Below are 14,745 nucleotides of genomic sequence, written 5' to 3' on the forward strand. Positions count from 1 at the left end.
GCCCGTTAGAATTTGTAAATTTGGTCATCCTTATCACATTAAGGCGATTACAATGAGTACATTTGAGATTAATAACATAAGTGCCTTTTCGGTTTCGGAAAGATTTCAGCGCTACGTACAGATTGACACACAATCAGATGCAAATTCTCCGACATGCCCATCGACTGAAAAGCAGAAAAATCTGGGCCGGTTATTGGTAGAAGAATTACTGGCATTAGGTATTTCAGACGCCGCAATGGACGACAATGGCTATATTTATGCAACGATCCCTTCGAATACAACAAAAAATGTCCCGGTCATCTGTTTCTGTTCTCATATGGACACTTCACCGGATTCTTCAGGTAAAGATGTCAGACCATTAGTACACCACAATTACCAAGGACAAGATTTGGTGCTTCCAGATGACAACAGCATTATCATCAAATATGCGGAGCATCCTGATTTGGCCAATCAGATTGGAAACGATGTGATTACTGCTAGCGGGACGACATTACTGGGCGCTGATGATAAAGCTGGTATAGCTGAGATCATGGATGCAGCACGCCTATTGATGAAACATCCGGAGATCAAGCACGGTGATATCAAGATCTTATTTACTCCGGACGAAGAAATTGGCCGTGGGGTTGACAAAGCTGACTTAAAGCGTTTGGGTGCTGACTTTGGCTACACGATGGATGGCGAAAAAGCGGGAACAATCGAGGATGAGACTTTTTCAGCTGATGGAGCAACATTAACAATACACGGTGTATCTGTTCACCCAGGATTTGCCAAGGGAAAGATGCAGAGCGCCATCAAGATTGCCAGTGCGATCATTGATGCACTCCCAAAAGATCGACTTTCACCTGAGAGCACCAATAAAAAAGATGGATTTGTGCATCCTGTACAGATCAGTGGGGCCGTGGAAAAAGCTGAAATTCAATTTATCGTTCGTGACCATGTGACCGCCAATCTCAAAAAACATGAAGATGAGCTTGAGGCTATCGCCAAATCGATTGTAGAACAATATCCAAACTGCACCTATACTTTCGCTGTCAAAGAACAATACCGTAATATGAAAGAAGTCTTGGATCAACATCCGGAAATTATGGAAATCGGTATGGAAGCTATCCGCAGGGCTGGTATGGTTGCCGAAAGAAGAAGTATACGTGGTGGTACAGATGGTTCACGCCTTTCTTTTATGGGTTTACCATGCCCCAATATTTTTGCCGGTGGCCATGCTTTTCACGGAAAACAGGAATGGGTATCCGCACAAGATATGGAAAAAGCCGTCAAAACTATCCTGCATGTTGTATCTTTATGGGAAGAGAAAGCATAAAATAACGCATAAAATCAATCATATGACATTGAAAAACGACGTATTAAAAGCAATACATTACAGAAGATCCGTATTTCAGGCATCTTTTACAGAAGAAGAAATAAGCAAAGAAGACATTATCAGCATACTGGAAGCTGCCAATGCTGCCCCCACACATAAACGGACACAACCTTGGCGTTTTGTCATCTTTCGCAAGGAAGGTTTGCAACGCTTAGGCGCGGAATTATCACGTATTTACAAGTCAGTCACACCGGCTGAAAAATATACTGAAGCAACAGAAATCAATATGGGCAAAAAAGCAACACAATCGAATGTTGCCATTGCTCTTGTTGTTAACTACACAGGTGAAGTTCCTGAATGGGAAGAACTGGCCTGTACGGCTGCTGCCGTAGAAAATATGTGGTTAGCCGCACATTCACTCCAGATCGGCGGTTACTGGGCTAGCCCGGGACTGATCAATCATTTAGGTGCTTTCTTAAATCTGGAAGAAAACCAAAAATGTATCGGACTGTTCTACCTGGGGCACCATCAATCAGATGAACGTGAGCCTGTCCGTACACCTATTGCAGATAAAATCCGCTGGGAGGAATAAGCACAAGATTTATATGACCAAAAAAGCAAGGGCCCGAGTAATTTCGGGCCCTTGCTTTGTTTTTCTAGTTTGTTCGTATCTGTCAGATCGCACCGCCAAAGTTTTCTTAAATATTTGATAATATGGGTTTAACCATTTAACAATGTTATACGGATAATTTCGCAACATATTTGTGACACATACTGATCAACTTAAAACGAACATTATTATGCAGAAAAACATCGTTTGGTTTCTACTCTTAACCATTATCACGTTTTTTCAGATTCCGCACCGAGGCTGGGCCCAAGGTACCGAAGCCACGATCACGGGACGAATCACCGACAGCAATGGACCTATAAAAGGCAGCTCGGTATCCGTTAAGAACGAATCCACGGGTTTTAGACAGACTACTTTGACCAATCAAAATGGTGTCTATACCTTTCAACAATTGCCGCTAGGCTCACCCTACACGGTCATGGTCAATCACGTTGGCTATGCTGAGCAAAAGAAAACGGACTATAAATTAAGTTATGGAGACGAGCTCAATGTGGATTTCCATTTATCATCAGCAGAAACTCAGCTTGAAGAGGTCGTTGTACAGGGGGCCGCTGCTGATCTGAAAAATAAAATCAAAACATTAGGTGCATCGACCGCTATTACAGCCAATGATCTTAAAAAAATGCCTGTTAATGGGCGGAATTTCTCCTCTTTGATTGATCTTTCTCCTGTAAGCAGCGGAACCAATCTGGCGGGACAACGCGCCTCGTCCACAAATTTCACGGTAGACGGGATGAATTCACGTAGCACAGTCGCTGGTGGTAACAGTGGTGGAGCTTATTCGATCTCCATGGAAGCGATCCGGGAATTTAAAGTGGTCACTAATGATTATGATGTTACTTTCGGCCGCAGTGGTGGTGGTAGTGTGACAACGGTCACTAAATCAGGGACGAACGTACTCACCGGAAGTGCATTCACTTTTGCCCGGGCAGACTGGCTTTCAAGTAAATACAATCTCAATGGTACCTCACGGAAACAGAAATTTTCAACTTATCAATATGGTTTTTCCCTGGGTGGGCCAATCATCAAGGATAAAGCTCATTTTTTTGTGACCTGGGACCGTCAGATAGATACCCGTCCGCTTCAGATCGCAGATATTCAGACGCCGGAAGATATTGCACGCTATAAAGTGACTCAGGCAACTTTAGATGATTTTACCCAGATTGCAATAGATAAATATGGTGCCAGTGCAAACCGCCTGTTCGGATCATTCGACAAAAAGAAAAAAACGGATGCTGCATTTGCCCGGATCGACTGGCAGCTCAATGAAAAGAACTTGTTGACCATACGCAACAATTTTGTTTATGACGCTGACAACCAACAGGAAGGCGACAATACTGGCATCAATGCGTATGAGTCCTATATGAATAGGAAGTATATCAACAATAGTCTCATGGCCTCCTTAAGGACTTCAATCAGCTCCAAATTGACCAATGACCTGAAGATACAGCATTTTTATGAGCGGTCGGAAGCTCAGCATAATGTGGATGGTTTTGATCAGTCGCACAGTATTCCAAGAGCTATCGTCGAATCCATTCAATCGACAGATGGGGCCAATGAATACACAAACTCCATCCAGCTTGGCGGACAGCGATTCTCGCCCGAATGGTTCAATGGGAACATGCTGCAATTGGTCAATAACCTATACTACAATACGGATAAGATAAAATATACTTTTGGGGCGGATATCATGTACACGAATATGGATTTCCGTTATGGCAGCGAGATGAACGGTCGTTTTTACTTTACTGGCCTGCAAAATTTCGACAATCTGACCCCTTATCGCTATGCTCGAGATGTTTACATGACTGACAAGGAAAACACGGTGGTCAATAATCTCGCGGTTGGCGTTTATGGACAGATGGAAGCCCAAATTACCCGTGGTTTAGATGTGGTGGCCGGCTTACGTTTGGACAACACCAAGTACCTTAAAAAAGCGGCTTTCAATCAAACTGTATATGATGAGCTGGGACTTTCAACAGACAATGGTATAAATACATTCCAGCTACAGCCTCGTGTACAGTTCAATTGGGATATCAACGAGGAAAAGAAAAATATTATCCGGTTTGGGGCCGGAATATTCGGTTCGGCACTAAACCCATATTCGATGTTGAACAATATGTTGTTTGACGGTTCACGGATTGCGGGTGTGGATATCACCGATCCGGCATTAATACCTAAGCCCAATTTCCCTGGTTATCGTCAGGATCCCGATTCGGCACCAGGACGTGAGCTTTTAGATAACCCAAAAATTGAAAAACTCGTCACCATCAATACCAACAGTAAAGATGTGAAAGTTCCCACAGTCTATAAAGCGAACATCTCCATCAACCACTTTTTCACCCCTTCCCTACGCATCGGTTTAAGTGCTTACGGAACTTGGGGCCGTAACAACTATATGTATGTAGACCGCAATATGGTGGAAGATCCATATTTCAGGCTTGCTGCCGAAGGCAATCGGGGAGTATATGTCCCTGCTGCAAGTATTAATACAAGCAATGGTACCGCTAACTGGGTCAACAGTCGTAAAACCAAGCAAGTAGGTCGGGTTTTGGAGATGAACAGTGAAGGAAAAAATAACGCATACACGGTCGTGCTGGATGGAACCTACCGTTATTATAAAGATGGTCAGATCACCATGTCCTATACCTGGAATGATACCAAAGACAACACCTCCTATAATGGTAATGTAGCCAACACAGCAACTTTATCTTTGATGGTCAAAGATGATCCACGTGACTTAAGTAGCATGACCTATTCAGATAATCAATTCAGACATAAAGTTGTTTTCTATGGGACAATGCCTTCATTGTGGGGCGTATCCATGGGATTGCGCTTTAGTGGTATCGCCGGAACACGGTACTCCCTAGCGGTCAACGGAAATGTCAACGGTGACTTTGTCAGCTCAAATGATCTTGCCTTTGTCTATGATCCGAACAATAAAAATACCCCGGAGTATATTAAAAATGGCATCCAGGCAATATTAGATGATCCAAATGCTGAGAAAAGCATCAAAAGTTATATCAATGACAACTTAGGCCAGGTTGCTGAACGGAATGGTGGTGTAAATGGTTTTTATGGCGTGTTTGACCTACATCTGGCAAAAAACATCAAGTTTTATAAAAACCACGGTATTGAAGCCTCCATCGATATATTCAATGTGGCCAATCTCCTGAAGAAAAGCTGGGGTGTGGGGCATAATCTAGGAAAACAGAACCTCTATGCGATCAAAAGCTTTGATGCAGCCAACCAACAATATGTTTATAAGATGAGTTCTGGAGTGGGGGTATCCAACTTAAATGGTAACCCTTATCAAATTCAGCTTGGCCTGAGATATGCTTTTTAAGCATTTAGAACCACTCAAAAATAATATTGCCATCCTTAGGAATGGCAATATTATTTTTACCAAGATCATTATTTCGGTTCTATAACAAAACAATGCGGCGGCTTTATACTGCTCACCTGTACAGCAGTCTTTTCTTCCTTGACGGGGAATGTGATCTTTAAACGACCTTTTGTCCCCTCCCATTTGGGGCCAGACCGCAGCAATCGAATAACCTCTTCAACAAGAGATTGCATGGTTTTCCCTTCAGCTTGAATATGGATAGGCAAACCATCTTGGCCTACCGCAAAATGGATGATGACCACTCCTCCTTGTGCAGGCATCATTGCATGTGTATTTAAATAGGTCTCCAATGCTTTCCATCCCTCTCGCGGTGTCGCATCGCCACCATCCAACAATGGTTGAATGGCGATGCTGTTTTCAGGTTCGCTCAATTCTACATCGGTTGTGCGCTCAGCCTTTCCATCAAAGTGCTTGAAATAGAGTAATGCCAATAGGGTTACAAAGATCACTCCTGCCGTGGCACCGATCGCTAGTCGTTGCCAGGTATAATATTGTGCATGTCTCGTAGCGATCGTTTCTTCTACCCGGCGGCTTAGCCGTTGCTGCAACAAGCTTAGCTGTCGCGCATCTACGCCGTTCTGCAATCGGTATCCATCTATGGCATCTTGCAAAAAGGGGTCTTCCAATGCTTCTCTTTCCAGTTGAAACATTTCCTCCCTGCTCATCAAACCATGGATGTAATTATGAATTCGTGATAATTGATAATTATTTTCCATTTTCTTTCCTTTCCATACAGATCTTCAGATTGCGCTTACCATTCTGGATTGCACTCTTGACCTTGTTCAGATCATACCCTGTGAAATCCGCGATATCTTTATAGCACTTTTGTTCCAGATAAAACAACCGCACACATTGTTCCTGTTCTGGACTTAGGGTCTGCATACAGCCTTCCAATTTTTCAAAATCCTTTTCCTCCCACTTCGTATCGCTGCTGTCATTCAGCTTTTGCTCACTTTCGAACAGGTTATCCTCAATATCCACCTGTGATGTACGTTTATCTTTACGTAATTGCATCAGGCAATAATTCTTACTGTATACATGCAGCCAGCTTTTGAAATTGTCAACCTCATATTGACGCAATTTGGTGATAAGTTCTTCAAAAATCTGCATAACAGCATCTTGACTGCGATCGGGATCTTGCAAATATTTGAAGCACACACCATAGAGCAATGACATATAAGGTGAATATAATTTCCCCAACGCAGACAAATCTCCGGTCGTTTTATAATGTTGCAATAACTCTTTTTCGTTCATGCGCTAATCTTTCACCTTAATGATGATATAAGATACGGTTTTCCATAAAAAAAACCAGCCTTATTCAGAGATCGGGCTGGTCAATAAAATATAGGATATGAATTACGGATTTAACGACCTTGTTGCCATTGATACCGGAGTGTAACACCATAGGATCTTGGGTCAGCCACCACACCAGCATATTGACCGTAGCTGCCTGGTGCGGCCAGTAACTGTTCATAGTAATCTTTATTGGTCAGATTTCTGCTCCATAAAAAGATGGAAACTCCGTTTGATCCCCTAAATCCCAAACGAGCATTTAACAGGCTGTAGGCTTCGATATTCAAATATTGTGATGGCGAGGAGCTTGAAGAGAATTTAGAACGATGAAAGAGGTCTGCTCCTAAAAAATAAGATCCATTAATACCGATCAGCTTACCACTTTGATTGGCTTCAGCTCCGAGTGACCAGGACCATTTGGAGACACCGGGCAGCACACCGCCCGAAATATCCTTAAAAGCCTGCGTTCCCCCGACCTCCTCCAGTGGGACAGGTGCATTGGTAAATTTAACGTATTTAGCATCAGTATAAGCCAGGGCTCCATTTAGCCGCAGAAAATGCCCAATATTCAGATTTCCGTCCAATTCCACTCCTTTGACACGGACTTTTTCTGCGTTGGCCAAATAACCGCGGTTTACTCCTGGTTCAGGCGTCTGTACCTGTGTCTGATAGTTCTTGATATCTGTCTGATAGATGGATAAATTAAGTATGGCGTTTCGGGTCAGGTTGGTCTTTATACCCAATTCCTTATGATGAACATCTTCTGGTTTGACTTCGGCCAGCTCCAGCAAAACTGCTCCATTGGCCGTTGGCAGTCCCCCAACATTAATTCCAATAGGCTTATAGCTAATGGAATAAGTTGCATAAGCATTAACCTTTGGATTGAATCTGTATTTAGCAGATAACTGTCCCGAAACATTTCCAGCATCGGCATTAACCGCAAAGGTCTGATTGGTATATACGCCATTTTTCAAGGCCAATAATGCCGGATCTGATGTTTCCAGTCCACCATAAGTCTGCCGGTCATAGTTTGCGACCTTTTTATCGTAATTATAGCGTACCCCAGGCAGGATGTGCAGCTTGGGTGTGATTGCCCAATCAATCTGTGTATAGGCTGCCAAGCTTGTGCTTTTGATACCGTAGACTGTTCTGATACCAAAGTTGTCGAATAAGCCTGGAGTTTCCCAAAGTGGACTGGTTGAATTTTTCTGAAACCGCCAGAATGCTGATCCGGCCTCTTCGGTATGTACGGGATCTGTGCCCAGATCTTGCCATAATCCAAACAGGCCAACAACGCCACTGACACGCTCGCTTATTTTTCCGGAATATCTGAACTCTTGCGACCATTGGTTATGGACCGAATTACCTGCGGATACGGTGTACACGGGAAGCCCTAAATAATCACGGTCATTGAGTGGCACCCAGGTCCACTTACGCCAAGCTGAGGTCGATGTCAATGTTCCCGCACCGATCTTGACATCAGCATTCAATGCGATCCCCCCCAATTTATTGTCGGCTTTGGATTGGGTATTGAGGTCAATCTTACGTTCAAAGGCACTTTTATAGGGGAGCTCATAACCGAGGTCTTTGACAATGGCGTCGAATTGTCGGTAATCTGCCCGCTGTGTTCTGACCACACCTGCAACAGCCCAGCCGTAGCCATCTGGCCGCTGGGAAGAAACATCTCCGGAAAGTGCCAGCTTGATATTCTCCGTTGGTGTAAACAACAATTGCCCCCTAAATCCAAGATTGTTGATATCATTGATCTTTTGGTTGGTATGCACATTGAAAAGGTTGCCATCCCGCTGGGTCCCTGAAAAGGATGCCCGGGCAGCCAATTTTTGTGTCAATGGTCCCGAAATGGATGTTTTTGCCTGAATAAACCCCTGATTGCCATAGCTCACTTCCACATTGGCCTCCGGCGTGAACTGAGGCAGGCGTGAAGTAATATTGAACGCTCCGGCAGTCGTATTTTTACCGAATAAAGTCCCTTGGGGGCCCCGGAGGACTTCAATCTGATCAATGTCAATAAAATCCAACCATGTCGCCGCGGGTCGTGCGATATAAACACCGTCCAGATAAAAACCTACTCCTGGGTCAATACCATCATTGGTGAGCCCATAAGTCGACCCTAATCCCCTGATATTTAATGTTGTATTACGCGCATTGGAGGCATAGAGCTGAACGCTAGGTACAAGTTCTTTTAATCGGTTGACATTAAAGGCTCCAGCATCTTCCAATGCTGCGCCACGCAGGATAGAAACAGGAATCGGAACATCCTGCAATTGTTCTTTGCGACGCCGGGCAGTTACAACCACCTGATCTAATGCCTCCAATCGTGGGCTAATTTCGATTACTGTAGGGGACTGATTCACCACAATATGCCGTGTCTGATAGCCGACAATAGAAACAGTCAGTGAAAAAGGTAATTTCTGTCCGGTTACAAATTGAAATACCCCTTTGCTATCCGTTTTTACCTGATGGGTAACAGCCTCAAGCTGCACCGTGACACCTTGTAAGGGCTCTTTGGTAACTGCATCAATCACCGTTCCTATTAATGAAGCATTGATTATGGGTTTGGGATTTTCTACCTGTGCATAGGTCTGGAAAGTGCCTGTCAACAGCAAGCTAAAAATGACGCTAATTCGAAAAATAGCATTTTTTTTCATAAATTTATTGTGTTTAATGGTGAACCTAAACAAGTGCCAACGCCAATCGATACTTGTTTCATTGTTAAAACTTTGGTTAAAAGGGGAAGCCTAGGCTTCCCCTTTTCTAATATAAGAGTGTGTAAGAGAGAAATTTAGTTTTTAAAGTTGTTTTTGAGTAGTCTTCTTGTTTCATGTCCGTAATTTAAGTATCCATACTTTTACTGTTATCCTCTCAAAGATCAAGGATATGACAAATATAGAAATATTTTTTAAAAGACTACTAATTTAGTAGATTTTATATTTTTTTCTCACAGCACCCTGTTAGTATTTAAAAATAAGCTATTTACAGATACACTATCGATTAAAAACGGATATTATTTCACAGGAAATCATCTGGCGCGCTCCATGCCGCGCACTCAAATAGCCATGCAGACGGACTGCTTTTCAGCTTGGAAACAATTTTCCAGGAGGAAGTCTCCAATTAAAAAGAGGTTTCCGAAATATTTCGGAAACCTCTTTTTAATTGGTACTCCAGCCAATAATGGATGGATTTGTCTGCTGGCTTTTATTTTTATCGAAACAGAATTAATGCAATCAATAGTGTTACCATGACATTGAAGGTCTGGGCGATCAAAAATGCATACAATGGTTTCTTATTATCTTGCACAAAAAGGTCCTTGAAGTTTGTCTCCAGACCAATGGAAGTAAATGCCAGGGTAAACCAGAGTCCTTGCAGATTTTTCAAGCTTCCTTTCACAGCATCGACCTTTTCGGGAGATATCACAAATGAGAAGAGCAGGGATGCAAATACAAATCCGAGGACAAACTTTGGAAAGCGTTCCCAAATGATTTTTAAGGTAGGTTTATCTCGTTTAGTTTCCTCATCCACGGATTTAGCATAGGTCCAATATATACTGATCGCAAACGCGGCTAACCCTAATAGTACATTTTGAGAGAATTTGACAATCGTACTGATTTTTAGAGCGTCTTCTCCAACAAGGGATCCGGAGGCAACGACTGCTCCCGTGGTGTCGATACTTCCACCGAGCCATGCTCCGGTGACTTCCTGAGAAAGCCCCATCCATTCGGCCATATAGGGCATAAAGATCATCATTGGGATTGCGGTAATCAGCACCAAGGAAATGACATAAGACAGCTTTTTACTATCGCCTTTAATGGCCCCCGAGGTCGCTATGGCGGCAGAAACCCCACAAATGGAAACCGCGCTGGAGAGCATCAGGGACATCTCTTTATCTATCTTCAGTTTTTTACAGATCCAAAAGGCAAAATACCATACCGACAGTACAACAGCCAAAGCCTGAATAAGACCTAGTGAACCAGCCTTGAGGATATCGCCGAAAATCACGGTTGTACCCAATAAAATCAATCCGATCTTGACATACAATTCTGTACTCAAGGCTTCTTTGAACCAGCTGGGTAACTTAAAGCAATTACTGATAATCAAACCAATGATCAAACTAAAAATAACAGCCTCGAGATTATATTCTTTCACAGTGGCATTGCCTGCCAATAGCAGTGCAAAGACAGTCAGCACAAAGACGACAGGAAATACAACCAGCAAATGTTTTACGGGTTTTCCCAGTAAAAATGCGCCTAAGATAGCGGTTACAAAAACAAAGATAAACTGCTGAAAAAGCTTGATCAGGTTGGATGAGTCCATGATCGTTGTAAACAGTTCGGATGAGTTTCCCCATGAAAAATTGGGGACTGGTGCTACTATTCCTGAAAGTGCTAGGAAGATGGTGGCAAGTCCAAGGATAACGACTACCCAATCTTCTGTAAATGCAAATGATCTTGACGATGTCATATAATGGTTAAGGTTTAAAAAACTAAATTTAGTATAATTCTTGCTACTTTTTATTATTGTAACACAAAAATGGCCGAAGATTGCTCCCCGGCCATACAACCAAAACCAATAATCATGATCTATCAGAAGCAATATTTGCCTTCATCGATCAGTTTTTTTGCGATACGCTGACGTGCATCTTTGATATTGAAGGGCTGCGCTTTTGTAAACCTGCGCAATCCAACGAGCATCATGTTTAATTCGTCGCCTTCACCAAAGGAATACAGTGCTTCTTTACCTGCCACATGTATTTTATCTATCGCACCGTATAAATAGATTTTCGCCATATCAGTCGCATAGTCCGCCTTTTCGGAGGCGGTATGAACGAGCTTTTCTGCACGTAACAACACAGACTCGGCGATGTAAACGTAACCGATAATGTCGGCAATATTCATCAGGATCTCTTCTTCTTTTGAGAGTGACATCATCAGTTTCTGAACTGCTGCTCCGGCGATGAGTAAACCGGCTTTCTTGAGGTTGGCGATTATTTTCTTCTCTGCTGCGAATGGTGCATCGTCTTCTTCTCCAAAATCAGGGATGGCCAAGAGTTCCCCTGCCACAGCCTGGGCTGGTCCCATCAGATCCAGTTCTCCTTTCATCGCCCGTTTCAACAACATATCCACAATCAACAATCTATTTACTTCATTGGTGCCTTCAAAAATTCGGTTGATCCGTGAATCACGGTAGGCGCGTTCCATTGGGGCATCTGCAGAATAGCCCATACCGCCATAGATCTGCACACCTTCATCGACCACATAATCCAGCATCTCTGAACACCATACTTTGATAATCGCACACTCGATCGCAAATTGTTCAACGGACTTCAATTTGGCCTTGGCCTCCTCCATCCCACCTGCAATCAATGCGTCATAGGCATCATCAATATTTTGCCCGGCACGATAGGATGCGGATTCCACAGCAAACAAACGTGTTGCCATCTCAGCCAGTTTGTATCGAATAGCACCAAATTTAGAAATCGGCAAGTTAAACTGTACGCGTTCATTGGCATATTGAACGGCATGATTGATGACCATGCGTGCAGAACCATTCGTTGCGGCTCCAAGTTTGATACGACCGATATTTAGAATATTAACGGCGATCTTAAATCCATTTTCCCGATCGGAAAGCATGTTTTCAACTGGCACCGGGCAGTCATTAAAGAAGATCTGACGAGTAGAAGATCCTTTGATCCCCAGTTTATGTTCCTCGGGATTCATGGTGATCCCGCCGAAATCTTTTTCGACAATAAATGCGGTCAGGTTTTTGTCGTTATCGATTTTTGCAAATACAATAAAGATATCAGCAAATCCACCATTGGTAATCCACATTTTTTGACCGTTGATCAGATAGTGGGTTCCTTCGGCATTTAGTTTTGCAGAAGTGCGGCCCGAATTGGCATCCGATCCGGCATTGGGTTCTGTCAGACAATAGGAAGCCTTCCATTCACCAGTTGCGAGCTTAGGAATATACTTCGCTTTCTGCTCGGCATTACCATAATACAGGATGGGCAAAGTGCCGATACCAGTATGTGCAGATAAGGCTACTGCAAACGAGAATCCTCCACCCACAGCATCTGCAACAAGCATCGAGGTATTAAAATTCTTGCCAAATCCACCATACTCCTCTGGAATTGACACCCCCAACATCCCGAGTTCACCTGCTTTATCCATCAGTCCAGGCATCAATCCTTCTTCTTGTGCGTCAATGCGATCAAGCTTATTTAATACTTCTGTATCCAAGAAATCCAAACAGGTCTGCCGAATCATTTTCGCCTCTTCATCAAACTCTTCTGGAATAAAAATAGCTGTATAGGGAGTCTCTCTAATCACGAACTCACCACCTTTGATTGCTTTATTTTCGCTCATTGTTTTTTTAGCTTTGAGGTGCATCCCCATGTTGGCTTTTGACCGTCCTGGTTGACACCATATTTTTAAATACTTTTATTTGCTATGAGATTAGCGAATAATGTTGGTTATCCTATTTTTTAGGTTCCTGCTTAATCCAATAGTTCAAAAATACCAGCGGCTCCCTGCCCTGTCCCTACGCACATCGTCACCATGCCATATTTTTTGCCACGCCGTTTCAGTTCATGCAAAATCTGAACGGTCAACTTCGCTCCTGTGCAGCCCAGGGGATGACCCAAGGCTATCGCCCCACCATTGACATTGACTTTTTCTTCATCAAGCCCCAGTTCACGAATAACGGCCAAAGACTGGGAGGCAAAAGCTTCATTCAATTCGAACAAATCAATATCTTCTTTTTGAAGCCCTGCTTGTTTCAATGCTTTAGGTATCGCATAGATTGGCCCGATTCCCATGATCCGTGGCGGCACCCCCGCAACAGCGAAACTGATCAGCCTGGCAATGGGTTTAATGCCCAGTTCCTTCACTTTTGCTTCAGACATCACCAGCACAAATGCAGCACCATCCGATGTCTGGGAGGAGTTTCCCGCTGTTACTGAACCGTTGGCAGCAAAGACAGGCTTTAACTTAGCCAAAGCTTCCAGGGATGTATCTGCACGTGGTCCTTCGTCGGTATCCACCACATATTCACGCGTAGCCATCTTTCCATCTTTCAGGTAGTTCTCTTTCACCCTTATCGGCACGACTCCCTCTTTAAGGTGACCATTCTGAATGGCCGCAACGGCTTTTCGGTTGGATTTGAGTGCAAAGGCATCCTGATCTTCACGGGAAACATGATAATCTTTTGCTACGGCCTCGGCTGTCAGCCCCATCCCCCAATACCAATCGGGATGTTCTTTAGCAACAACAGGGTTGGGCACAATTTTCCAACCGCCAAAGGGCATGCCGGACATCACTTCAACACCACCGGCGACAATAACATCAGCCATACCTGTTTTGATCTTCGCTACCGCTGTAGCGATCGTTTCCAATCCGGAGGCGCAATACCGATTGACGGTTACACCGGGCACCTTATCTGTATCTAATCCCATCAGGGAGATAAAGCGAGCCATATTCAGGCCCTGTTCTGCCTCGGGCATGGCATTGCCCACGATGACATCGTCTATATCTTCTTTATTTAAATTTGGCACAGTGGACACAAGATGCTTAATCACATCTGATGCTAAATCATCAGCCCGCATAAAGCGAAATCCTCCTCGAGGTGCCTTACCTACTGCTGTACGAAATCCTGCTACTATGTATGCTTCCATTATTTGAGATATTAGTAGTTAGATATTAGTAGTTAGATTCTTGACCTTAAGCAATAGCTTTTGTTGAAAAATGTAGTTCATTTTCTGTAATTCCTCCAGCTTTTCCAAAAGACCCTCTAAATCCTCTTCTGATAAATAACCTAAATTTTTTGATATTATTAACTGTGTTTCGACTTCATATGTTGACGCATGCACTATTGCCAAAAACTGAACAAACTCTTTATCCGAATTTCTTCCTGCACCCTCAGCAATATTTGAAGGAATTGATACAGCAGCTCTATTTATTTGTGAAATGAGATTAAATCGTTCACGGTCTGGGAAAATAGCTGTAGCTCTATATACATCAGATACCAACGTGATAGATTTTTGCCAAAGTATTAATTCCTTATAATTATGCATATCTAAATACTATG

The 14,745-nt window shown here is 43.3% G+C and carries 10 protein-coding genes; 3 read left to right on the forward strand and 7 right to left on the reverse strand.

Annotated features, from left to right (window positions below):
* Positions 1–52: 52 nt before the first annotated feature.
* The 3 genes from pepT (at position 53) to HX021_RS05295 (ending at position 5,289) form a co-directional block, all read left to right on the forward strand.
* The gene (gene pepT / locus HX021_RS05285; protein ID WP_286588984.1) at positions 53–1,315 is read left to right on the forward strand and encodes a peptidase T; all 1,263 of its coding nucleotides are present in this window, start codon (positions 53–55) and stop codon (positions 1,313–1,315) included.
* A 22-nt stretch (positions 1,316–1,337) separates the two neighbouring features.
* Positions 1,338–1,907 (forward strand): nitroreductase family protein, encoded by a 570-nt coding sequence (locus HX021_RS05290; RefSeq protein WP_286588986.1) that lies wholly within the window; start codon positions 1,338–1,340, stop codon positions 1,905–1,907.
* Positions 1,908–2,115: 208 nt separating this feature from the next.
* Positions 2,116–5,289: a TonB-dependent receptor gene (locus HX021_RS05295; protein ID WP_286588988.1), complete on the forward strand. Its 3,174-nt coding sequence runs from the start codon at positions 2,116–2,118 to the stop codon at positions 5,287–5,289.
* A gap of 68 nt (positions 5,290–5,357) precedes the next feature.
* Here HX021_RS05295 and HX021_RS05300 read toward each other — a convergent pair whose 3' ends face one another.
* From HX021_RS05300 to HX021_RS05330, 7 genes are all read right to left on the reverse strand, one after another.
* Complete coding sequence (locus HX021_RS05300) at positions 5,358–6,065, reverse strand: hypothetical protein (RefSeq protein ID WP_286588989.1); 708 nt, start codon at positions 6,063–6,065, stop codon at positions 5,358–5,360.
* Positions 6,055–6,603 (reverse strand): RNA polymerase sigma factor, encoded by a 549-nt coding sequence (locus HX021_RS05305; RefSeq protein ID WP_286588990.1) that lies wholly within the window; start codon positions 6,601–6,603, stop codon positions 6,055–6,057. The genes HX021_RS05300 and HX021_RS05305 overlap by 11 nt, the downstream gene beginning before the upstream one ends.
* A 110-nt stretch (positions 6,604–6,713) precedes the next feature.
* Complete coding sequence (locus HX021_RS05310; RefSeq protein WP_286588991.1) at positions 6,714–9,311, reverse strand: TonB-dependent receptor; 2,598 nt, start codon at positions 9,309–9,311, stop codon at positions 6,714–6,716.
* A gap of 553 nt (positions 9,312–9,864) precedes the next feature.
* Positions 9,865–11,121 carry a YeiH family protein gene (locus tag HX021_RS05315; RefSeq protein ID WP_286588993.1) on the reverse strand — a complete coding sequence of 419 codons (1,257 nt, stop codon included), beginning with the start codon at positions 11,119–11,121 and terminating at the stop codon, positions 9,865–9,867.
* 122 nt (positions 11,122–11,243) lie between these two features.
* Positions 11,244–13,025: an acyl-CoA dehydrogenase FadE gene (locus tag HX021_RS05320; RefSeq protein ID WP_286588995.1), complete on the reverse strand. Its 1,782-nt coding sequence runs from the start codon at positions 13,023–13,025 to the stop codon at positions 11,244–11,246.
* A gap of 131 nt (positions 13,026–13,156) precedes the next feature.
* Positions 13,157–14,332 (reverse strand): acetyl-CoA C-acyltransferase, encoded by a 1,176-nt coding sequence (locus HX021_RS05325; RefSeq protein WP_286588997.1) that lies wholly within the window; start codon positions 14,330–14,332, stop codon positions 13,157–13,159.
* 18 nt (positions 14,333–14,350) lie between these two features.
* The gene (locus HX021_RS05330) at positions 14,351–14,731 is read right to left on the reverse strand and encodes a four helix bundle protein (RefSeq protein WP_286588999.1); all 381 of its coding nucleotides are present in this window, start codon (positions 14,729–14,731) and stop codon (positions 14,351–14,353) included.
* Positions 14,732–14,745: the final 14 nt, after the last annotated feature.

The sequence above is a fragment of the Sphingobacterium sp. N143 genome (genome assembly GCF_030325625.1).
In the GTDB taxonomy this organism is placed as follows: domain Bacteria; phylum Bacteroidota; class Bacteroidia; order Sphingobacteriales; family Sphingobacteriaceae; genus Sphingobacterium.

Bases quoted from the DNA above. Each gene is read 5' to 3' on its own strand.
- pepT (WP_286588984.1), top strand. From the start codon at position 53: ATGAGTACATTTGAGATTAATAACATAAGTGCCTTTTCGGTTTCGGAA.
- HX021_RS05290 (WP_286588986.1), top strand. From the start codon at position 1,338: ATGACATTGAAAAACGACGTATTAAAAGCAATACATTACAGAAGATCC.
- HX021_RS05295 (WP_286588988.1), top strand. From the start codon at position 2,116: ATGCAGAAAAACATCGTTTGGTTTCTACTCTTAACCATTATCACGTTT.
- HX021_RS05300 (WP_286588989.1), bottom strand. From the start codon at position 6,065: ATGGAAAATAATTATCAATTATCACGAATTCATAATTACATCCATGGT.
- HX021_RS05305 (WP_286588990.1), bottom strand. From the start codon at position 6,603: ATGAACGAAAAAGAGTTATTGCAACATTATAAAACGACCGGAGATTTG.
- HX021_RS05310 (WP_286588991.1), bottom strand. From the start codon at position 9,311: ATGAAAAAAAATGCTATTTTTCGAATTAGCGTCATTTTTAGCTTGCTG.
- HX021_RS05315 (WP_286588993.1), bottom strand. From the start codon at position 11,121: ATGACATCGTCAAGATCATTTGCATTTACAGAAGATTGGGTAGTCGTT.
- HX021_RS05320 (WP_286588995.1), bottom strand. From the start codon at position 13,025: ATGAGCGAAAATAAAGCAATCAAAGGTGGTGAGTTCGTGATTAGAGAG.
- HX021_RS05325 (WP_286588997.1), bottom strand. From the start codon at position 14,332: ATGGAAGCATACATAGTAGCAGGATTTCGTACAGCAGTAGGTAAGGCA.
- HX021_RS05330 (WP_286588999.1), bottom strand. From the start codon at position 14,731: ATGCATAATTATAAGGAATTAATACTTTGGCAAAAATCTATCACGTTG.